The sequence below is a fragment of the Streptomyces montanus genome (assembly GCF_005786655.1).
Lineage (GTDB): Bacteria > Actinomycetota > Actinomycetes > Streptomycetales > Streptomycetaceae > Streptomyces > Streptomyces sporangiiformans.
The window spans coordinates 64,229-84,413 of record NZ_VBZC01000017.1 but is presented as its reverse complement, the minus strand read 5'-3'; the positions used below and the strand labels follow the sequence as shown (position 1 = coordinate 84,413).

Below are 20,185 nucleotides of genomic sequence, written 5' to 3'. Positions count from 1 at the left end.
CAGCCGTGTCCGAACCGCACTTCCACTACGAGGCCCTCAACCAGGACGGCACCCGTTTCGCGGTGCACGAAGGCGCCCCCGGCGCCGCCCGCGAGACCTGGCGCTACCTCGGCATCGTCTACGAGACCGCCGGGGCCGGATGGGTTGCCGACTGGGGTACCCGGGGCCACGTCGCCATGCCCGGATTCAAGGACAGCGACGACGCGGCCGGCGCCCTCTACCGGTTCGCCCCGCCGGCGCAGTCCTTCGGCAGCCGGCCGGCCGGCAAGACCGCCTCCCGCATGGACGAGCAGCCCGACACGGAAGAGTCCTACCGGGTGCGGCCCTCTCTCATTCCTCACCCCGGCGTCCTCGTTTCCCTCATGCCCATGCGGGGCAGCGGGGACTTCCTGGTCGACTGCAACACCTGGGGCGTGGGCAGCGGCATCGGCTACCTCCAGCACCACGAGGACAGGCAGTTCGACGTCCGGATCGACAACGAGGTGATCGGCGAGACGGAGAGCCCGGAGGCAGGCATGTGGGCCGTGCTCAAGGACTTCACCGGCAGCAGCTTCTACGAGCGGCTCTTGGCCGACTTCACGCCGTCCGGAAAGGGGAACCTTAAGTCGGAACGCGACATCGTCGACGTCCGCAAGCTTCCGCCCTACTACAAGGCCGACCTCAACCATCTGCTGCCGGTGGAGCAGTCGTTGCACGGTCGCCATGAGCTGATCATCGGCGACATCACCCGGTACCGCGCAGGCATTGAGTACTACGCACCGATTGCCCCCACCGAAGACGGCAGTCTCCGGGGCGGCACACTCACTCTGAGCGAGGCGCAGGCCCGTCATATCTACGCTCAGCTCGGCGAGCTGTTCAAGCGTTGGGACCTGGAGAACGAGCGTGAGGCCGAATGGTCGAGCCGCCCACACTTCAGTGCCTGGATGACCTACGGCACCGGTCACCTCTCTCAGCCACACATGGATGTTTCGGTATGGCAGGACAAGCTGACCGGCGAGCACCCGGGGGACGAGCGGGCATGGTCGCCCGACTATGACACGCCTGCTGCGTTCAGCGAGCGCACCACGATCGCCGCCAAAGGCGGAGACCCTGAGGACGGCAGGCGCGAGGCTGAGCGGCTTCTGAGCGATGCTGGGTGGCGAGTGATCGGCGAATGGCGAGACGCCGACGACATGGCGCTGATCGTTAGCGTTGCCCGGACAGGGGACTGAATCACTGCTTCTATGGACGTTGCAGCACCGACTAACAACGGTTGCCCGCTGGCAGCGGCATCGTCCGCACGTCCGCCGGGGCCAGCTCAGGGACCTCGACCATCGAGCCGTCCCGCGTACGTACAGAGCGAAGACGCACCGGATTCGCCGCGACGTATCGCCGCGCCGTCGCCCACTCGCATTTCCTGGCAATCGAGCACAACGGCATCGCAGGCCCCTACCCATCGAGTACGGCGGACTGCCCCCCTGCACGTGGTGGATCAGGATCTGCCGCTGATCCATCCGTACGCCCCGGTGACGCCCGGCCGCTACGTCACGCCCGGCGGCGGGCGGCACAATATTCGCTCGGCTGAAATGCGCGCTCACATCCGGATCACGCTGGACCACATGGGCTGTCCCGCTCAGTTCACCGACGAGAAGAACGCCGCCTACAAGCGGCTTGCCCGGGCCGCCAACGCTCACTGCGTATGCAGGGTGCCATCACCACCCCGAGTACAAGGACAGTGCGCTGCGCCTCTTTGAGGTGATCACCGAGGGCATCACGCTCACCGCGTTCGTGCGCGCCGCGCTCGCGGTCGAGCTGGGGGATTTCACTCCCACGGACCGGCTCTTGCAGGAGGTCGAAGCGCTGGCCGGGTCTGTTCGCCGGGAGGGCGAGAGGGATCAGGCCGCCGACGGCTAGAGCGGGTCGGTGCGGCGCCACGGGGGGAGCGCCGCACCTGCGACCAGCGTAGCGATCCACCGCTCCGCCCGGGCTCATATGTGCGACCGGTCGGTAGTCCTGCACCCATGAATCACCTTTTAAGGGGTGCAATTCTGGGGCGAGTTGGCCCGTGAGGAAGGAGAAGGCCCCCGAACGTCTCGCCATCAGGCCGCGAGTACGTCCCGGAGCTGACGTACGGCGGGCTCGCGGTGGTGCTGTGCGGCGATCGAGCGGTACAGGTCCAGTGCACGGCGGTGGACGAGTCCGGTGCGGTAGGCGTGAGGGAGGTCGTCCATCACGGCGATCGTCCTTTGGCATGCCTGCTCGGGGTCGCCGTCGTGGCGGAGGCAGGCGGCTGCGTCGATCTGGAGCAGGGAGCGGGTCATGGTGCTGGTCGGGGCGGACAGCTCCAGCGCTCGGATCTGGCTCTCGTGGGCCCGCGCGGTGTCGCCGAGCGCGGTCAGCGCGTGACTGAGGTGCACGTGGTGCTTCTGCTCGCCGTGGGTGAACCAGGTGTCGGTCCGTGCGCCGGCGGGCAGCCGCTCCATGAACGCGTCGGCTGCCGTGAGCGCTTCGCGGGCCTGCTCGTCCCGGTGGGAAAGGGCGTAGGAGCGGGCGGCGACGGCGGCCGCAAGGGTCGCCGCGGCGGTCGGTCGGTCCCCTGCGACCTGTCGGGCCTGCTCGGCGAGCCGGGCGGCGGCCTGTGGGGCGCCGTAGTTGAGGGGGACCATCGCCTCGCGCGCCCAGATCCAGGCGAGCAGCTGCTTGTCGCCGGATTCCCGGGCCGCCGTGGCGGCGGTGGCGAACCACGACCGTGCGTGCCTGCGGGCGCCGAGGTCCATCAGCACGATCGCCGTTATGCCGGCCATCTGCCCGGCGGTCCGGCACACCCGGGCGCGGGTGGCGATGGGCTGAGGGGTACTCAGGAGGGGGCGCAGCTCGCCGAAGTCGGTGACGAGGTCGGCGAGGACCTGGGTGGGGGGCTGTCCATGGTAGCCGTACCCGTACGTCTCGGCGGCCGTCTCCAGGTCGGACAGGTCGGCCGGTTCGGTGTCGGCGGCGAGCGCGAGGTCCAGCGACTGGCGGGTGTCGGCCAAGGTGGTGAGTGCCGTCCCGGTGAGACCGGCAGCGAGCGCGCCGCGCAGCAGCTGACGGCGGTTCATGGGGTCGTCTCTGTCATCGTCGGACTCCAGGTGGGGCTTGGGGGTGCTGTCCTCCCAGGGTCGCTCAGCGAGCCCGAGATGGGCACCCGGAATCCGAAGTGCGTCCGCAACCCGGACGATTGTGTCAAGCGCGGTCAAGCTCGCTTTGCCCCGTGCGATCAGGGACACCCGGTCGGCCTTGATGCCGGCAGCCTCGCCGATCCGGTAGTAGCTGACCCCGTGACTGTGGGCCATGGCGAAGAGCGTCGTGAAGTCGTGGTCGCGGGCGGCCTGGACGAACTTCGGGTCGTGCAGCAGATGGGGCGGCACCTGGGCCGGTGACGGCCGTAAGTCATCCACCACGAGTCCCCCTTGGCTCCCGCAGAGTGACGAAGCATCACCAGACGATACCCCCACGGTGGGGCCCCCGGGGCGGGGCTTACCGGCTTCGGCGAGCCCGGGTTCACTGACGGACGTACGCAGGCCGTTGCCGGTCCGGGCGGCCGAAGAACCGTTCCCTGAGGAGGAGCCATGTCCAAGTCCGCTGCCGCTGCTGCGGCCGCCACCGCCGCGGTGGAGGAGACCACGGAGCTCACCGAGATCGTGGTCGTCGCCGAGGACGTCGAGAAACGACGACCCGTACGTTCCCTGATCCATCGCATTCCCCAGGGTGTTCCTCCCCGCGTCCCACCGGGCCGGGGAGGAACACCCCTCCCGTCTGACCGTGTGGAGGAGCCTTGCACCACATCTACGTCGGGCCGACACTGCCGTCCTGCGAGCCGCTGCTGTCGGCGCCGGGAGTACGGGTCCACCCGCCGATCCAGCACGGCGACCTGTTCGACGCCGCCGTCCGCGACGGCGACACCGCCGTAATCATCGACGGGGTGTACCACCAGGCCCCGGCGCTGCGGCACAAAGAGGTCCTGGCCGCGATGGGCCGGGGCGTACAGGTGATCGGTGCGGCCAGCATCGGCGCCCTGCGGGCCGCCGAGCTGGACGACTTCGGAATGGTCGGGGTCGGCGCCGTCTACCTGGCCTACGCCGACGGAGACATCACCGGTGACGACGAAGTGGCGGTCGGCCAGCTCCCGGATGGCCAACGGCAGGCGCTGACCTGGCCCCTGGTGAACCTGCGGCACACCCTGGGACTGGCCCGGGCCGCCGGGGTCCTGGACGAGGAACGGGCCGAGCGGCTGCTGGCCGCGCTGCGCGCCGTGTACTACCCGCAGCGCACCACTGCCGCCGTGCGAGCCGTCTGCCAGGGGCAGGCGGAAGAAGAGTTCGCCGGGTGGCTGGCCGAACAGCGCGCGGCCGACCCGTACTTCGGCGACCTCAAGCGACTCGATGCGCTGGCCGCTGTCCGCACTGCCCTCGGCGGCAGGATGCTGACCGGCGCCCCGCCGGCGCCGGTGACCTGGGACTCGGGCTACTTCTGGGCTTGGTCCAACCACTTCGCCCGGTCCACGGTCGACGGGGTGGAGCTGTCCACAGGAGCCCGTGTCGTCTACCAGCAGGTGTTCGACGAAGACTTCCGGGAGCGATGGGCTGATGTCCTCGCCCACCGCTCCCGGCATCCAGCCCGCGGCGGTGAGGGCCTGGCGCTGTCCGAGCGGCTTGAGCGGGCCTGTGGCGGCGCACTGCCCGCGCACCAGGTGTTCCACCCGGCACTCGACCTGCGCGACGAGGCGACCGTTGCCCTGCTGCTGGCCGGGGAGAGCGCCGAGGACCGCGTGGCGGTCGCCCGGTACGCCGACGCGCTGGCCACCTACCGCAGCGAGCGGTCCGGGGCCGCGGTCTCCGACGACGTCGCCCGCCGGCTCCTGCTCCAGGTGTGGCGCTGCCGGGAGAGGACGCTCGGCGCGCACGCCTCCGCCCGCGGCCTGATCAGCGCGGCGTACGCCATCGAGGCAGTCAAGCCGCTGGTGCCCGGATACCTCGCCGAAGCCAGAGAGACGACCGAGACCGGCAAGGAGGCGATCGGCGGTGACGGCTGACGACTTGGTGGAACTGCCAGGGACGGTGCGCGCCCGCACCCCCGAAGAGACCTGGGAGACGCTGGCCGGACGGCTGGGGAGGTACGGGATCACCCGGGTCGCCGACCTGACGGGCCTGGACTGCATCGGGCTGCCGGTGTGGACAGCGATCCGCCCCGCCTCGCGCACCCTGAGCACGTCCCAGGGCAAGGGCGCCACCGACCTGCTCGCGAAGATCTCGGCGGTCATGGAGGCGATCGAGCTGTGGCACGTGGAACAGCCGCTGCCCGTCGCCGCACACGACACCGCCCGGGAGATCGGCCCGCACTGCCCGCTCGCCGCGCTGCCGCTCACCGGCCGCTACGACGCGGGCGTGCTGGAGCGGATGGTGTGGGAGTGGACGGCGGGCAGCGGGCTGGTCGGCGGGGACAAGGTCTTGGTGCCGGTCGACGTGGTGCGCCGGCGGGTGCAGAGGCCGGAGTGGAGCCCGGATCTGCTGCGGGCCACCAGCACCGGCCTGGCCTGCGGGACGACCCGCGACGAGGCGCTGCTGCACGGCCTGTTCGAAGTCGTAGAACGGGACGTCCTGTACCGCGACGGGCAGGCGGGCGGGCGTCGGCGGACCTACATCGCCCCCGACAGCGTCGGTGACTCGTACGCTCGGGAGGTCATCGAACGCCTGACGGCGGCGCAGATGGCGCTGGAGATCGCCCTGGTCGAGGGCCCGTACCGGCTGCCGGTCGCCCTGGCCTACCTGTGGTCGGAGGACCTGCCCGCCGTGTTCGCCGGCGGCGGCTGCCACACCAGCCCCGCCATCGCGCTCACCAGGGCGCTGACCGAGGCCGTGCAGTCCCGCCTCACCGTGATCTCCGGGACGCGGGACGACCTGCGCAGCGAGCCCGCCTCCGCGGACCAGGTCCCGGCCTTCCGCCCCGCACAGCGCACCCGCCTTGCCGACTGGCATCAAGCCACCGCCCACTACAACACCGTCGGCGGCACCTTCGCCGACCAGGTCGCCGCCACCGCGCGGCGCATCCAGCACGTCACCCGCCACGAACCCGTGGCCCTGGACCTGTCCGAGCCCGCGGGCCCCGTCCACGCCGTGCAGGTCGTGGCTCCCGGCACCCGCTCACGCATCACAAGGTCGATGCCCCGATGACACACCACCCCCTCCCCGCCACCGCGGCCGCCGCCCCGTCGCCCGAGACGGTGGCGGCCGCGTTCGACACCTTCCACACCGCGCGCTCCCAGGCCCCGGTCGTCGCCCGCCTGTACGCCGAAGCGATGGGCGAGCGCTACCCGCACGAGGTCGCCGCGCACAGCTCGGCGGACTGGCCCCTGCTGGAACTGCTCGTCACCCGCCTTCAGCTGGCACCCGGCCAGCTCCTGGTCGACGCGGGCTGCGGCACCGGCGGGGTCGGCCTCTGGCTGGCCCGCGCGCTGTCCGTCCACCTTGCGGGCCTCGACCTCTCGGCGGCCGCCGTCCAGCACGCGACCGCCCGGGCCACCGCCTTCGTCCCCGCCGAGCGCGCCGCCTTCCGCGTCGCTGCGCTGGAGGCCACCGGCCTGCCCGACGGCTGCGCCCACGCGGTGGTGTGCGTGGACGCCCTCGGCTTCGCCACCGACCGGACGGCCGCACTGCGCGAGTTCGGCCGCGTCCTGGCGCCTGGAGGACGGCTCGCCCTCACCCGGGCCCTGCGCAGGGATGCCGCCCCGGACTATGAGGAACACGCCCGGGCCGCCGGACTCGTCCTGGAACACGTCGACGAACGCCCGGACGAACCCGCCACCTGGGAGCGGGTGTTCCGGCTGTGGATCCGCCACGCGGACACCCTCGTCCGCGAGCTCGGCGACACCGAGGCACAGAACATGCTGGCCACGGCCCACCGCAGCCTTCCCCTGCTGCCTGGACGGCGCGCGGTCCTGCTGACGCTGCGCCGCCCCGCCGAAGACCGTTCACCACGGCCCGGCGCCGATACGATGACCGGGCCCGGCCACCAGAACGGCGGCCGCGCAATGGACGAGAGGACCGAGCAGTGAGCCAGCACCCCGCCCGAGCGGCGGTGTTCTCCGCCGGTTCCTGGGGCACCGCCGCGGCGACGATCCTCGCCGACGCCGGCACCAGCACCGTCCTGCACGCCCGCCGCGCCGAGATCGCCGCAGCGATCACCGGTGGCCACCGCAACCCGGACTACTTCCCGGACATCGAGCTGCCCGCCTCGCTCACCGCCACGACCGACCCGGCCGCCGCGCTGGACGGCGCGGACTTCCTCGTGCTGTCCGTGCCCGCGCAGTCCCTGCGCCAGTGCCTGGCGACGTGGACGCCGCACCTTCAGTCCCAGACGGTGATCGTCTCGCTGATGAAGGGCATCGAGACACACACCCACCTGCGGGCCAGCGAGATCATCCGCGAGGTGACCGGCGTGCCCGCCGAGCGGGTCGTGGTGCTCTCCGGCCCGAACCTGGCCCGGGAGATCATGGCCCGGCAGCCCGCGGCCGCCACCATCGCCTGCTCCGACGAAGACGCCGCTCAGCGTTTCCAGACGGCCTGCCACACCCCCTACTTCCGGCCCTACACCTCCACCGACGTGATCGGCTGCGAGATGGGCGGCGCCCTGAAGAACGTCATCGCGCTCGCCGTCGGCATCGCCACCGGCATGGGCCTGGGCCACAACGCCACCGCCCTGATCATGACCAGGGGACTCGCGGAGAGCATGCGGCTGGCCACCGCGATGGGCGCGCAGCCCACCACCCTCGCCGGGCTGTCCGGCATGGGCGACCTCGTGGCCACCTGCTCCTCACCGCTCTCCCGCAACCGCACCTTCGGCACCCACCTCGGCAACGGCCTGAGCCTCGCCGAGGCCGCCAACGCGACCAGGCAGACCACCGAGGGCGTCAAGAGCGCTGAGGCAATCCTCGACCTTGCCCGCGCCCACGGCGTCGACATGCCGATCACGACCGTGGTCACCGCCGTCCTGCACGGCAAGGCCACGCTCGGCGAGGCCGCCGCCGCACTGATGCAGCGGCCCCCCAAGCCCGAGTAGCGGCCCGCCACCACCCTGTCCCTCCCGCCCGGAGGTTTTCCCAGTCATGCCCGCAGACGTACTGTCCGCTGCCCAACTCGCCGTCACCGCAGCCGTCGTGGCGTGGATGGCCACCGGCTTCACCCGCAGGCCCGGCCGCTGGATGCGCTACCCGCTGTTCTCCCGGGCCACGTTCGTGATCGTCACGCTCACTGGTACCAAGGGCGACCGGACCGAGTCCATCAATCCGTACGCGTTCCTCTCACCAGGGACGTTCCTGCTGCCCCCGCCCCAGCTCCAGACGGTCATCGACCACCTGATGCGCACCGGCCGCTACGACCGGATCGAGGGGGACGGCCGGGTCCTGTCCGTCAAGGGCGAGCAGCCCATCGAGGTGAGGGACGGCCGTGTGGTTCTTTGACGCCCTCGCGTCCGGCTTCCGCAGCCCGACCGATCCCGGACGGCTCCAGCTGTTCCGCATCGCCTACGGCAGCGTCCTGGCCCTGCGGTTCGCCCTCTCCTTCGGGCAGGGAGGCTGGAGCCGCTTCGCACCCGGATCGCTCAGCCTGCGCCTCGCCAAACAGCGCTTCGGCCAGCGCCGCAGCCGTCTGCTCGTCGGCGTCTACAGGCCCGCCCTGATCGTCCGCACGGCCGCCGCCGTCGTCCTGGCCGCAGGGATCGCCCCGCGCCTCACGCTGCTGCTCGTGCTGGCCGGGGCCGCGATGGAACTCCTCTACCTCAAGAGCCCCGCCGCCGTGCGCTTCACCCTCCTGACCGGCGCGTGCCTGGTGGTCGCCGGAGATCTCGGCCACGGCCTGACCATCGAGCACCATCCCAGCACGGCCAACACCTGGGCCCAGATCCTCCTCGCGCTCGTCACCGCCGACCTCTACTGGAACAGTGCCTTCCAGAAGATCCGCTCCGCCCAGTTCTGCACCGGCCTCTACCTCGCTCAGTGGATGCACGCCTACACCCAGCTGAAGGACCAGCTCCCCTATCGCCGCCAGAACTACATCCCCGGCATCGTCCTACGACACACAGGCAACCTCACCCCCCGTGACATCCGCCTGTGGCGCTTGGTCGCCGTCACCGTCATCGCCGCCGAGATCGTGCTGCCCATCGTGCTGCTGATCCCGCAGACCACGCCGTACGCCGTCGCGGCCGGCATCACCCTGCACGCGGCGTTCACCCTCCTCAAGCCGCGCCAGCTTCTGACGTTCTCCGGCCTCACGGTCAGCTCCTACCTCGCCTTCGCCGGCTGACCCTGGCGTAGGGATCACTGCCCCCGCGGGGCGGCTTGCAGGAGGGCCGTGCCAGCTGTTTCCAAGGCTTCTGCCTGGCCCTACGCAACCGCCTGGGCGGGTTCTACAACGGATCGCCCTCCTCGGTGACGCTCCCGGTCGACGACCCACTTGCGGATGATCCGGCGCGTCCCGTCGTACTCGTCGGCGACGAACTGGACAACGGCGGCGGGGTTGTCCTTCCATTCGCCGGAGACGCCCGGGCCGTCCTCCACGAACTGGAGGATCGACCGGTACAGCGTCATCGCCCCTCCCCGCTGGCTGCGTTGCTCTCGTCGGCGAAGGGGCTGGGGGAGTGGGCGACGAGGTCGGGGTGCAGGGTGGGTGCGATCTCTTCGAGGTCGGGGTGAGTGGCGGCGACCTCGCGCAGCAGCCGGGTGAAGGTGACGTGGTCGAGGCCCCGGCCCGTGCGGGAGACCAGCAGCGGGCCTTCGCTCTCGCTGGAGTGGGGGGCCTTGTGGGTGCGCACCGGCAGGTACTCGTCGAGCGCCCAGACCAGCGGCCGGGGAATGGGGGTGAGGGGGCCGACGGCGGAGGAGCTGTTGTTCTTCACCGGCAGTCTCCAGGCGGGAGCGGCCTGGTTGTCGCGCTGGAGGTACTGCAGGACGGCCGCGATGCACTGTCCCGGGCGCAGGCCTGCGAGGGTCATGTAGACGGCGAGGCGGGCGCGTTCAGGGTGGGGGCCGCGGCAGCGGTCGGCGGCGGTGCGCAGGGCATCGGTCTGGAAGCGGGTGAGGGTCTCGCGCGCGGCCGGCGGGGTGGGACCGGCGAGCACGCGCCGGGGCGGCAGGTTCCAGCGGGCGGCGCCGAGGTCGTCCTCGCAGTGGGCGTAGTACGAGCGGACGGCGGAGACGGCGCGGGCACGTGAGGCAGGGGCGAGCGGGGTGCGGTCGAAGGCGGTGAGGCGTGCGGCCCAGTCCTGGATGTGCAGGGGCTCGAAGTGCCAGACGAAATCGCCGATGTAGGTGAACCAGTCCTGCTTCCAGCCGGGCGGGGCGTCGATCCCGGCGAGGTAGAGGCCGTAACGGTACTTGGTGTCCTCGTCCCAGACGCGCCCGATGACCTGCTGGCCGTCGGGCCGGACGTACGAACCGGCGAGCCAGCCGTGCAGGATCGTGTAGGGGTCCGGGGCCTGAGTCTGGGAGTCCATCTCGTCACTCTACGAATCGGGCGTGCTGTCCCGGTCCGGGAGTCCCGGCTGGTCCTGTTGCAGCAGCTGACCGTCAGGGAGCAGGTAACCCTGCCGCAGGAAGGCGGCCATCCACAGAACTCCCTCCACGAACCCGTCCCTGTGCTCGGGGGACGCGGCGGCCACGTTGCTCGCCTGGTACCGCTCGGCATAACCGTCGGCCCACCGGGCGACTGCCAGATGGTTGCGATAGATGTCCGCATACGGGCCAGTAAGCGCCTCGGCTGCCCTTTCAGGGCGCCAATCGATCTCTGTCTTGTCGAAGTCGAGGAGCTGCTCGTCGTTCTCGTCCATGCCTGAAAGCTAGCCGTCAGGCGGCCGGAAACAGCTCATCCTCCAGGCGCGGGTCGGGACTGCGCACGGCCGTATCCGTAGAAGTGCTGAACTTTAAGGAACAGACCGGTGCTCTTTTTGCTCCTACGACGAGACGCACGTCAAGAAGCAGTGGGCCGAGCTGACGCTGGCCGCGATCATCGAGCAGGAGGGGCACCGGTGAGCGACGTGTAAGAGCACCTATCGAAGATGCTGCGGATCGTCGGCATCGAGAAGATCACCGCGCGGAACATCGAGAAGGTGAGGGTCCGCATCCGGATGTGGGAGGACGCCGTACGGTGCTTCCGCTGGGACGCTGACGCCGACGAGCAGCGGTTCACAAGGCCTGAGGAAGCCCGCGAGAACGTCAGCGTGGCCGCAGCCGACGGTACGAAGAAGCTGACGGACGCCCAGTTCGACAGGCAGCTCGCCCACAACGTTCGGGTCGAGGCCGAGAAGTTTTACGCATCCCTCACCCGCTTCAACTGAACGGGCCACGATGAATGAGCTATACGACGAGAAGGTCTGGCAAGACGCCTACCAGAGTGCGGAGGAGAGAGGCCTCGACGACATCGACGCCCGGGAGCAGAGAGGCGACGAACTAGCCGCCGCCGTTGCCGGGTTCTCTTCATCTTCAAGAGGAACCCCTGACCAATGAAGATCGCCGTTGTCAGCTCGACCGCGCTGCTCACCACGCCGTGGAGCAGCCTCCACCACATGCCGCTTCCCGCACCGAGCGACTTGGCCCAGGATCTCGTGCGGTCCTACCGCCTGATCGGACGACTACAGCAGGCGCACCAGGCAGAAGGCAGCGCAGAAGAGTGGCAGTCCGCAATGAGGATCATCACGGACGCAGCCGCAGCACGGGCCAGGACCAGCTCCAGCCATATCGAGAAGATCCGGCAGCTCGCTGCCGACAAAACGTACCTGATCGGCAACGGGCTCTGTCACGAAGAACAGTAGACCCAAGGACGCCGCAACAACTCAGCGGCTCACCTGGGCGTACATCACGCTGATGACCCGTCGTCTCACCCGGAAACCGGCGCGACGGTCACCACGAACAGCCTCGGCTGCGCTGCCGCTCGCCGCCTGACGACCAACATCAATCTCGCAACCGTCACGACCGTCACCCTGCACACCGACCCGCAACCCGCACGTCTGTCGACGGGCTGCGGCTCCATTCGCCACGCTATGCGTCGGGCAGGTAGTCCAGCCTCTGCAGGAAGAACGGCTCCCCCTGCGAGCTGGGGGAACAGGTCTAATCGACCATGCGCACGCGGTACTCCCGCTGCCGCTCGTACTCCTCGCCGTCCTCACCGGTCACCCAGTCGCACCACAAGATCTGCTCGCCGATCCGCGGCACGGCGGGCAGATCGACGTCTGGCTCGACCTCTTCCACGCCGGCACCGACACCGCATACCTCGCCTTCGAGGACTTCGACAACGAGGGCAGCAACGACAACGTCGCCGTCGAGACCATCCACGGCGCACTGGCCGACGAGATCGAGGTGATGAACCGAGCCCAGGCCGCCTTCCTACCTGATGGTCAAACACAACACGGACCTCATCAGCGCCGGGTTCTTCGGCCGCCCCACCTCCTGAATACCTCTAAGGAGACCTGACCATGCGCCGCTACACCCTCGTCGAGCACGAGAACCTGGCTAACTTCGTCGCCGCCGTCGCGGTCACCCCGAAGCTGGAGGCCAGGGCCAGACAGCATATGGGCGTGACCTTCGACGACTATGCGAAGGCCGACACCGCCGCGAACGAGACCAACGACTGGGCCTGCGTCCAAAACGAAGACGTCGAGCCGCTGTACCCGAACCGCGTCGCGCACCTGACCGGCTTCTCCTCGAAGTGCCGGGTCGACAGGCGCCGTCTCTACATTCCGACCACCACCCCCGACACCGCGATCAAGGAGAGCTGACCGTGCAGGAGCCGAAGTTCAACCCGCCCTACGGTGGCGCCATCAACCACGTCACCGATCCCGCCGAGCATCACGGCTACCTGCACATGGTCGCCTGGGCCGTAGAGATCGGGTCCCACGCCGAGTACATCAAGGATCGGTGCGCGAAGGCGAAGGCCGCAGGCGCCCCGCTGGACACCCTGTACGAGCGTTCGGGTCCCTGCGGGGTCGGTACCGAAGAGTGGGTGCGGTTCAGCGACATCGACACCACCGGCCACGACGCGGCCCGCGGGTTCGTACGCATCGAGCAGTACGTGCGGGAGCTGGTGCACTACCAGCACGCCGTTGCTCAGTACCGTAAGTGGCGCAGGACGGCGCCGCCGCTCAAGACGTTCACGGTCACGATCACGGCTCCGATCACCACCACCGTCCGTGCGCTGGACGAGGAGGACGCGCGCCGGACGGCGATGGCTGGCTGGGCGCCGAGCCCGGACGGAACCGCAACGGCCCGCCTGACCGGACCGCCCGGGGCGTGGGTCGCGAAGTTCAACGGCACCCCGAGCCTCAAGGAGGTCCGGCGATGAACCCGATCGAGCTGCGCACGCTGATCCACAAGGACCTGAACGCGCAGGCCGGCACGCAGTGCAGAGACATCCTGACCGTCGAATCGATCCCGCCGGTGCCAGGCGAGCCGGTGCGCCTGCGGGTGCAGGCGCCGGACCCGATGGGCGCGATCCGCACCTGATCGAGATCATCCGCCTGCTTCCGTCACCCCCCGGCCGATGTGGACGGGGGACTTCGGCGCCTACGGTGCCGGGCTCGACCGGGTGCTGGCTGCCGCCGGTGTCACCGTCGGGGACATGGACCGTCCGGACCGCAAGACGCGGCGGATGAGGGGCAAGTCCGACCCGATCGACGCCTACGCCGCCGCGACGGCCCTGCTGTCCGGCTGGCCACCGGCACACCGAAGAGCCGGGACGGCGTGGCGAGGCGGTGAGGGTGCTGTGGACCGCCCGCCGCCACCAGGCCCTGGACGCCGAGATCGGCCCGCTGGTCAAGCAGGCGGCGCCCACGCTGCTGGAGCTGTTTGGCGTCAGCCCCGAGACCGCCGGCCAGCTGCTGACCTCGGCCGGGGACAACCCCGAACGCATGCGGTCCGAGAGGGCGTTTGCGCACCTCGCCGGTGTCGCTCCGATCCCGGCCTCCTCCGGCCGTACCCACCGCCACCGCCTCAACCGCGGCGGTGACCGGGCCGCGAACAACGCGCTGCACCATCGTGCTGGTCCGGATGCGCTTCGACGAACGCACCCGCGCCTACGTCGAACGCCGCACCAAGGAAGGGCTGTCCAAGAAGGACATCATGAGCTGCCTCAAGCGATTCGTCGCCCGCGAGGTCTACCGCGCCCTGGCCAGCACACCGGCCACGCACATCACTCAAAACGACCTCGCTCCAGCTGCTTGACAGCTCTAGGAGCATCCTGAGAACGGAAAATCCGATGAGCACCAAGCTGTATGACGGGCTGCGGCTGACCGCGCACGCGCCCGACCTCTTCGAACTCACCCGCGTGATCTCCAAGCGCATGCGTGAGGTCTTCCGCGAGCTGGCTGTGCCTGTCATCGCCAGGAACGTCGCCCGCGTCGTCGATGACACCGAGGTGCGCGAACGCGACATGGGCGGCCCCCTGCACAGCTACACCGTCTACCGGGCCCGGAAGCTCTGGCTCGACGAGCAGGCCGGGCTCGATGACCGCATGACGTTCCACGACCCGCTGCGTTTCAGCATCGTCTTCGGCCAGGTCGACGACGACTACGGCACGCGCCGGCTGGCGTACCCCTTCGCCGGGAACCGCGCGTACACCGACGCGCTCATGACTCTCGAAGCCGACGGCCGGCCCCTGTTCGTCGACTACCACTACCAGAATCAGGCCGACCGACCGGATGAGATCCGTGTCAAGGAGTGGAAGCGCCGGCGCGACGACTGGAACCGTCTGCTCGGCGCCGACGACCGCGAGACGGACGGCACCTTAGGGCATCTCCCCGGCTGGCAGCTCCCGGACAGCATCGAGGGCGTCTTCGACGCGGTGCTGCTCGGATGCAAGGACACCACCATCGATCTGAACGCGCACTGCACCATCGAGCACCGCATGCGCCGGGCACTCAACCGGGCGGTGACCCTCGACCTGGACCTCGACGAGGCCAACAGCATCAGCAGAGTGCTGACCCGCAACAGGCGTATCGAGCGCGCGATCGAGCTCTACCTGAGAACTGCCGACGGAGCAGCGATGCTCCGACCTGAACCGTTGCCGGATGCCCGATACCTCGACATCGCAGTCAGCGAGCTGCCGCCGGTCTATGAGCCTCCAGCTGAAGCCGTTGCCCGGATCAGCGAGCTGTATCGCGAACGGGTTCCGGTCGGTGACTGATCTGGATCGACGCAGTCGATCCGGAAGTAGATCTGCAGAGGCATCCCCCTCGCCCACGGGCGCGATCGCTTCGTGGGTTCGAATCCCACCGCTGTGCCGGAGCCCATGAGGTCGGTTGTCTTCCTGCCGCTACGGGCTCAATGCCGGCGCCGCCGCAGTCGCTCACCCCATCGGACGCTTCCGCATCATCCGCACCCGCACTAACCGGCAGCTCAACACCGCGATCCAGGAGCTGCACGATCGTGCTGAGTCTGAGCGCCGCTGGCGCCTGACGACCGAGCAGCGCATCGAGCGGGCCCTGGCGCTGCTGGAGGGTCAGGACACCGACCTGGCCGCCCGGCTGCGCGCCGTACTCCAGGGGGACCAGCCGTAACCGCGAACCGCCACCAGCCTGCCGCCCCCCCCGCCTTATCGCTCGTGCTTCAGGCCCACGGAGCATGCGAAAGCGGAGGAGGCATCAGCTGATCGCGCCCATCGGCGTCCACAATCCACATCATGAGAAGAGAGAGACCACTATGGCTGAGTCCACGACCACCGTGAAGCACGACGTCACCGTCGGCTTCGGCTGCATCGAGCTGACCGGCGCGCTCGTGCACGACGACGAGAACCGTGTGCTGGAACTCGAACTCGACGAGGGTCCTGAGCCCATCTCGATCAGCCTGCAGGGCTACGGTCTCACGCCCGGGCCCGGGAACGTCTTCATCAAGGACTGGTCCGAGCACTCGGGCCTGACGGCTCGCCTGGCGCAGGCAGGTCTGGTGACGCCCGTGCACGCACTCACCGGCGTGCCGTACTGCTCGACGGTCTACGAAGTGCAGGTGACGCTGTGAGCGTCGGGATCCTCATCGCGGCCGGTCTGGTCCTGGTGCTGTTCTGGTTCACCCTGGCGGTCGTCCGCCGAGGCAGGATCGCCGATCTCGAGCACTCCTATCGGCTGGCCTGCAAGAGGGGCGATACCGCCAGAGCAGACCAGGCGGAGGCCGAGCTACGAGACATCCGGGCATCACGTCGGGAGTCTGGTCGGGGGAGTGGCCGATAACTCAGCGAAGAGCGCGAGTCTGATCGGCGAAGCCGATTCGGGACTCGGAGTGACAAGGCATTCGATCAGCACAGCTGATTCGGAAGAAGCATTGGAAGAGGACATCATCTGATCAGCGAAGCTGATCCGGATGGTGGCATGACAGACAACTGAACATCTCAACAACCCACCCAACTGCGCGCGGACGACGACGTCGATCCGGGCGCTGCGCTGTATTCAAGGAGAATCCACCATGTCGAACCCGAACAGCACCGCATCCGTCATCGGCCGCCTGGCGAACGACCCGAAGGTCTTCGAGAACAAGGACGGCTCCAAGAAGGTCATGCTCACCGCCTTCGTCGACCGCGGATACACCGACCGTCAGGGCAACCGCATCTCCGACGCGCTGCCCTTCGAGGCCTTCGTACGTGCCGAGACGCAGGGCACCGGGCCGTTCGCCCACGTGCACAAGGGTGACCTGGTGGGCCTCAGCTATGAGCCCCGCCTGAACCGCTACACCAAGAACGGTGCCGAGGTCTTCGAGGTCAAGCTCGAGATCCAGAACATCTCCTTCCTGGAGTCCCGCGCCACCACCCAGGCCCGCCTGGCCGAGCGCGTCACCAAGGCCGAGGCCCAGAACCAGAACCTGCAGGCCCAGGCTGCTCCCGTCGCGGCTGCCGCCCCGGCCGTCGCGCACGCCAGCGCAGTGGACGAGCAGTTGCCGTTCGGGAGTCAAGCCGCCACAAGCCACAACTGAATACCGAGAACCGAATACAGCGATCCCCGGTGATGGAGCCTGCCCCGCTCCGTCACCGGGGATCTTCGTTTTCGCTGAGCCTCCATGTCACCACGAAGGGGATCAGCGCAGTTGATCCGGTCACGCACAGTGTCGCCCGCGAGGTGATCTCAGCGCTGAACATGGCGATCCTCGGCATGAACCTGACGGTGGACGAGATCAGCTCGCCGGAGTGACCGACGGCATCTGTCCGGGGAGTGTTTTCAGGACCCTTCGGGGTCTTTTCCTGTGAGGAAATCTATAACAGAGAAGAGGAACCTCATGACGCAAAAGGTTGAACTCTCCGAAGAGCAGACCCGCAGGATCGAGGCACGCACCAACGTAACGGTGCGCCTCGATGAGCTTGAGCCGGTCGCCCGTGAGGTCATCAAGATGTTCCGGGCGAACACGAAGAACGGCCGCTCGAATGCCGAGGTCAAGCTGTGGGCGAAGGGTATCCACGATGCGCTGGGTGAAGTTCACATTTATCCGGTGATGCATCCGACGATCACCTCGGGGCGCCTGGAAATGACGTCCTTGACGGCAGTTCTTGTGCAGCTGGAAAGGGATCTTGCCGAAGTGTTCGGATACGCCAAGACCGCCACCCAGTCGAACAGGTTCGGGATCGGCATCCCGACGTGCACCGAACTCATCGCGACAGACCTGGATTACCTGGACGCACACAGGAGGGAAACGTGAAGATTTCACCGGATGAAGCCAAGACCAGGGCGGGGCGACGTCACGGGAACCCGCGCCTGTTCCGGGAAGTTCTGGACGGCGGCGAAGTGATCGGCTGGACCTACGTGGCAGGTGGCAACTTCGCTACGGTCCGGTTCGGCTACATCACGGTGGAGGCGGAACACCCGCACGAAACGGTGGACTACCGCTCGTACGCGGAGGACCACGTACGGCACCTGATGGAAGGGCAGGCGCCATGAGCGACACCTTCGCGGTCCAGATCGACGGGCACACCTTCTTGTCCCAGGACGAAGTCGATGCGTACTACAGGATGCTGGCCGAGCAGTGGCAGGCGGAAGGGGTTAGCGAGTGGGCGGCGAGGCCAAGGTCATCGTGACGGCCGCCTATGAGGCGGCCTGGACGGCAAGGCAACAGCGGGACCGCGACTTCGGCCTCTCTCTTCATCTAGGAAACCCACACGAGGGTGCCGAGGTACGGAAGGTCTCCGAAGCGCGCTTCCAGGGCGCACTGAACATCCTGGCCGCTGTCCTGGATGCGGAGGGTGAAGGGGGACTCCTCCCGCCACCTTTCGAGAGTGATCTGAGGCGACAGGCAGCCACGGCCCGCCTCATCCGATGGGCTCAACGGAACGGGAGGGCTGAGTAATGGGCAAGGTCGTGCACCGCGAGGCGCCGTGGCGAGGACACCGGCTGGCACGTTTACCCGGAGTACGTCCTGCGCTCCCACGGCTTCCCCAACCCCTAGTAGGAGTCGCCGAGATGAGCGACGAGCGCAACTACACGCACGGCCGGATCGAGGCGGTCGCCGCCTCCGTCCAGGTCAGCCCGGTGCAGACGACCGCCGCCTACTACCTGCTCGACGACCTCATGGCCGTCGTCAGGGAACACGGAGTCCAGCTTACGAACTTCGACGCATTCACTGACCTGCCCGCGGCCTGCCTGTAGGTCGCCAGCGCCCGCGATCTCCCCGCTACGAAGTAGGAGCACCTGGCAGCGCAGCCTCCGGCGGGCCAGGGCCCTCCGGGCCGCCGTGGCGTCCGCAACCTCGATCCCGTCAGGCTCCGGCCTGGCGGGATGGCCAACCGTCAGCGCACGAGGCGCTCGTGTTGTTCGGCGAACCCACTCACCCTCACGGCGACTCCGACCAGCCAACCACGACGCGACAGGAACCCCGACAGTGAACGTACGGCCGAGCGAGCACTTCAACCCCCGTCATCGACGACGACGGGCACTACGCCGAGCGGCTCGTGTTCATCAACGGTCGCGAGAGCCGGACGTGCGTCTACACGGGCAGAGCCGTGCGCGACCGCATTGACCAGATGACCTACACCGACTACGGCGAGGACTGGGTCTACACGTCCGTCACCCAAGACCCCGATACGGGGGTCATCACCGGAATCACGACGACCAGCTCAGCCAAGGACGCTCACCACACGGCCCTCTGGGCGCCGATCACCACCGCCCAGAGGGACGCGTACCAGCGGGCCGAGGAGAAGAAGTGGAGGGAGTTCTGGAAGGTCGTGGCCTCGGTCGGCGCATGAAGGCACGTCCGGCTGCTCGCAGTCGGCTTCTTCCACATGCTGGCCACGGGGTCCCCCGCCCGTCCACAACCCCTGACTGACCGAGGCCGCTGACTACACCTTCCGGCCCCTGGCCCCGCCAACTGCTCGCGGGCCGGGGGCCTGATGGAAAGGGGCAGCTCGTGTTGCACCCCGGTCCTCAACACCCCAGCGGCGCAAGCGCATCAGCCCGAGCCCGGCTACCGACACCGTACCGACGCGCATCCTAGGCCCACCCGCTCACACCGCAGGCTCTCGTCCCCTGGTCCCGTTCATCGGCAAGGTGCCGCCGCCCACGAACCACGACACGGCACGAGCCCGTGGGACGCTCAACTCCCGTCTACGCCCGCGACATCTGCATCTTGACTGCCGCTCTACAGCGAAGAAGACCGCCTGGGCGACCAGGAGCTGTGCAAGGGCTATCTGAGCCGCTGGGCCGGCGCATTCGGCTCTGGCCGCCAGACGGCGCAGCCCGTCACCTTCGAGGAATTCCGGGCAGCCGCACGGCGGTTGGCCCAGTAGGCCCGCCACAGACTTCTGCACGAAGCGGTTCGAATCCGCAGTGCGCCGACTGATCCTCGGCGTACGCCAGTGGGCACACCGTGCAGACCGACCGCGGAACAGGTTCGATTCCTGAGCGCTGCAGCTGATCCCTGCGGCGCGTCCCTGGAGATCTCCGCGGCTCCGGCTTCCCCAGCACCCCGGTGCGCGCTCTGCCTTCGGGCAGCAGCTGCGCCGGGGTGCTGTGTTTTTTCTTCTTCGTGGCTCGCCTTGCTCGTCTCGTGAAGGCAGTGAGCACAAGGGATCAGCGGAGCTGATCCGGATCTGGCGTTGAAGAACATCCTCGTCACGTCAGGAGCCGAGCCATGAACTGCCCGAACTGCGCTATCGACATGGAGTCGAACGCCCACGGCATTCGCGCCGGCAAGAAGGCCGAGAAGGTCACGCACACG

At 68.6% G+C, this 20,185-nt stretch carries 28 protein-coding genes and 1 pseudogene; 24 read left to right on the top strand and 5 right to left on the bottom strand.

Annotation, left to right across the window (positions count from 1 at the left end; all coding sequences use genetic code 11):
* The first annotated feature begins 5 nt into the window (after positions 1–5).
* Positions 6–1,211, top strand: coding sequence for a hypothetical protein (locus FE633_RS17515; protein WP_138046099.1), 1,206 nt, complete (start codon positions 6–8; stop codon positions 1,209–1,211).
* A 12-nt stretch (positions 1,212–1,223) separates the two neighbouring features.
* Positions 1,224–1,893: pseudogene (locus FE633_RS48425) on the top strand (DUF6420 family protein).
* A gap of 185 nt (positions 1,894–2,078) precedes the next feature.
* On the opposite strand, the gene FE633_RS17505 reads toward FE633_RS48425, so the two are convergent.
* Complete coding sequence (locus FE633_RS17505; RefSeq protein WP_246113674.1) at positions 2,079–3,419, bottom strand: NsdA family TPR-like regulatory protein; 1,341 nt, start codon at positions 3,417–3,419, stop codon at positions 2,079–2,081.
* A 374-nt stretch (positions 3,420–3,793) separates the two neighbouring features.
* On the opposite strand from FE633_RS17505, the gene FE633_RS17500 reads away from it, so the two are divergent.
* Genes FE633_RS17500 through FE633_RS17475 form a run of 6 tightly spaced genes read left to right on the top strand, consistent with a single transcriptional unit; the run spans position 3,794 to position 9,314 of the window.
* On the top strand, positions 3,794–5,050 hold the full coding sequence (locus FE633_RS17500; RefSeq protein ID WP_138046097.1) for a TfuA-like protein: 1,257 nt from the start codon (positions 3,794–3,796) through the stop codon (positions 5,048–5,050).
* Positions 5,040–6,188, top strand: coding sequence for a YcaO-like family protein (locus FE633_RS17495; protein ID WP_246113673.1), 1,149 nt, complete (start codon positions 5,040–5,042; stop codon positions 6,186–6,188). Before FE633_RS17500 ends, FE633_RS17495 begins: the two co-directional genes overlap by 11 nt.
* Positions 6,185–7,069 carry a class I SAM-dependent methyltransferase gene (locus FE633_RS17490; RefSeq protein WP_246113672.1) on the top strand — a complete coding sequence of 295 codons (885 nt, stop codon included), beginning with the start codon at positions 6,185–6,187 and terminating at the stop codon, positions 7,067–7,069. The genes FE633_RS17495 and FE633_RS17490 overlap by 4 nt, the downstream gene beginning before the upstream one ends.
* Positions 7,066–8,073, top strand: a complete 1,008-nt coding sequence (locus FE633_RS17485; RefSeq protein ID WP_138046096.1) for an NAD(P)H-dependent glycerol-3-phosphate dehydrogenase — start codon at positions 7,066–7,068, stop codon at positions 8,071–8,073. The genes FE633_RS17490 and FE633_RS17485 overlap by 4 nt, the downstream gene beginning before the upstream one ends.
* A 46-nt stretch (positions 8,074–8,119) precedes the next feature.
* The gene (locus FE633_RS17480) at positions 8,120–8,473 is read left to right on the top strand and encodes a hypothetical protein (protein WP_138046095.1); all 354 of its coding nucleotides are present in this window, start codon (positions 8,120–8,122) and stop codon (positions 8,471–8,473) included.
* Positions 8,460–9,314: a hypothetical protein gene (locus FE633_RS17475; RefSeq protein WP_138046094.1), complete on the top strand. Its 855-nt coding sequence runs from the start codon at positions 8,460–8,462 to the stop codon at positions 9,312–9,314. Before FE633_RS17480 ends, FE633_RS17475 begins: the two co-directional genes overlap by 14 nt.
* 80 nt (positions 9,315–9,394) lie before the next feature.
* Here the strand turns inward: FE633_RS17475 and FE633_RS17470 are convergent, their stop codons facing one another.
* Genes FE633_RS17470 through FE633_RS17460 form a run of 3 tightly spaced genes read right to left on the bottom strand, consistent with a single transcriptional unit; the run spans position 9,395 to position 10,836 of the window.
* Complete coding sequence (locus FE633_RS17470; RefSeq protein ID WP_138046093.1) at positions 9,395–9,598, bottom strand: hypothetical protein; 204 nt, start codon at positions 9,596–9,598, stop codon at positions 9,395–9,397.
* Positions 9,595–10,503 carry a hypothetical protein gene (locus FE633_RS17465; protein ID WP_138046092.1) on the bottom strand — a complete coding sequence of 303 codons (909 nt, stop codon included), beginning with the start codon at positions 10,501–10,503 and terminating at the stop codon, positions 9,595–9,597. The genes FE633_RS17470 and FE633_RS17465 overlap by 4 nt, the downstream gene beginning before the upstream one ends.
* 9 nt (positions 10,504–10,512) lie before the next feature.
* A complete protein-coding gene (locus FE633_RS17460) occupies positions 10,513–10,836 on the bottom strand; it encodes a hypothetical protein (protein WP_138046091.1) in 324 nt (107 codons plus the stop codon).
* A 228-nt stretch (positions 10,837–11,064) separates the two neighbouring features.
* Here FE633_RS17460 and FE633_RS17455 point away from each other — a divergent pair, with 228 nt between their 5' ends.
* From FE633_RS17455 to FE633_RS17450, 3 genes are read left to right on the top strand one after another with little or no spacing between them, the layout of a single operon-like run.
* Complete coding sequence (locus tag FE633_RS17455; protein WP_138046090.1) at positions 11,065–11,343, top strand: hypothetical protein; 279 nt, start codon at positions 11,065–11,067, stop codon at positions 11,341–11,343.
* Positions 11,344–11,353: 10 nt separating this feature from the next.
* The gene (locus FE633_RS47275; RefSeq protein WP_171059995.1) at positions 11,354–11,512 is read left to right on the top strand and encodes a hypothetical protein; all 159 of its coding nucleotides are present in this window, start codon (positions 11,354–11,356) and stop codon (positions 11,510–11,512) included.
* Positions 11,509–11,817 (top strand): hypothetical protein, encoded by a 309-nt coding sequence (locus tag FE633_RS17450; RefSeq protein ID WP_138046089.1) that lies wholly within the window; start codon positions 11,509–11,511, stop codon positions 11,815–11,817. The genes FE633_RS47275 and FE633_RS17450 overlap by 4 nt, the downstream gene beginning before the upstream one ends.
* 295 nt (positions 11,818–12,112) lie before the next feature.
* Here FE633_RS17450 and FE633_RS17445 read toward each other — a convergent pair whose 3' ends face one another.
* The gene (locus FE633_RS17445; protein WP_138046088.1) at positions 12,113–12,337 is read right to left on the bottom strand and encodes a hypothetical protein; all 225 of its coding nucleotides are present in this window, start codon (positions 12,335–12,337) and stop codon (positions 12,113–12,115) included.
* Positions 12,338–12,477: 140 nt separating this feature from the next.
* On the opposite strand from FE633_RS17445, the gene FE633_RS17440 reads away from it, so the two are divergent.
* From FE633_RS17440 to FE633_RS17385, 13 genes are all read left to right on the top strand, one after another.
* Positions 12,478–12,780 carry a hypothetical protein gene (locus tag FE633_RS17440; protein ID WP_138046087.1) on the top strand — a complete coding sequence of 101 codons (303 nt, stop codon included), beginning with the start codon at positions 12,478–12,480 and terminating at the stop codon, positions 12,778–12,780.
* 2 nt (positions 12,781–12,782) lie between these two features.
* Complete coding sequence (locus tag FE633_RS17435; protein WP_138046086.1) at positions 12,783–13,343, top strand: hypothetical protein; 561 nt, start codon at positions 12,783–12,785, stop codon at positions 13,341–13,343.
* Complete coding sequence (locus tag FE633_RS47270; RefSeq protein ID WP_171059994.1) at positions 13,340–13,504, top strand: hypothetical protein; 165 nt, start codon at positions 13,340–13,342, stop codon at positions 13,502–13,504. Before FE633_RS17435 ends, FE633_RS47270 begins: the two co-directional genes overlap by 4 nt.
* A 248-nt stretch (positions 13,505–13,752) precedes the next feature.
* On the top strand, positions 13,753–14,241 hold the full coding sequence (locus FE633_RS17430) for a transposase (RefSeq protein ID WP_342791188.1): 489 nt from the start codon (positions 13,753–13,755) through the stop codon (positions 14,239–14,241).
* Positions 14,242–14,255: 14 nt separating this feature from the next.
* A complete protein-coding gene (locus FE633_RS17425; protein WP_138046085.1) occupies positions 14,256–15,182 on the top strand; it encodes a hypothetical protein in 927 nt (308 codons plus the stop codon).
* A gap of 115 nt (positions 15,183–15,297) precedes the next feature.
* Positions 15,298–15,555, top strand: coding sequence for a hypothetical protein (locus FE633_RS17420; protein ID WP_138046084.1), 258 nt, complete (start codon positions 15,298–15,300; stop codon positions 15,553–15,555).
* A gap of 142 nt (positions 15,556–15,697) precedes the next feature.
* Positions 15,698–16,012 (top strand): hypothetical protein, encoded by a 315-nt coding sequence (locus FE633_RS17415; protein ID WP_138046083.1) that lies wholly within the window; start codon positions 15,698–15,700, stop codon positions 16,010–16,012.
* A 441-nt stretch (positions 16,013–16,453) separates the two neighbouring features.
* Positions 16,454–16,957, top strand: coding sequence for a single-stranded DNA-binding protein (locus FE633_RS17410; RefSeq protein ID WP_138046082.1), 504 nt, complete (start codon positions 16,454–16,456; stop codon positions 16,955–16,957).
* 300 nt (positions 16,958–17,257) lie between these two features.
* The gene (locus FE633_RS17400) at positions 17,258–17,674 is read left to right on the top strand and encodes a hypothetical protein (protein WP_138046080.1); all 417 of its coding nucleotides are present in this window, start codon (positions 17,258–17,260) and stop codon (positions 17,672–17,674) included.
* Positions 17,671–17,913: a hypothetical protein gene (locus tag FE633_RS17395; RefSeq protein WP_138046079.1), complete on the top strand. Its 243-nt coding sequence runs from the start codon at positions 17,671–17,673 to the stop codon at positions 17,911–17,913. Before FE633_RS17400 ends, FE633_RS17395 begins: the two co-directional genes overlap by 4 nt.
* Positions 17,910–18,050 (top strand): hypothetical protein, encoded by a 141-nt coding sequence (locus tag FE633_RS47265; protein WP_171059993.1) that lies wholly within the window; start codon positions 17,910–17,912, stop codon positions 18,048–18,050. Before FE633_RS17395 ends, FE633_RS47265 begins: the two co-directional genes overlap by 4 nt.
* A gap of 382 nt (positions 18,051–18,432) precedes the next feature.
* The gene (locus FE633_RS17390) at positions 18,433–18,618 is read left to right on the top strand and encodes a hypothetical protein (RefSeq protein ID WP_138046078.1); all 186 of its coding nucleotides are present in this window, start codon (positions 18,433–18,435) and stop codon (positions 18,616–18,618) included.
* 353 nt (positions 18,619–18,971) lie between these two features.
* A complete protein-coding gene (locus tag FE633_RS17385; protein ID WP_138046077.1) occupies positions 18,972–19,214 on the top strand; it encodes a hypothetical protein in 243 nt (80 codons plus the stop codon).
* The last annotated feature ends 971 nt before the right edge of the window (positions 19,215–20,185 follow it).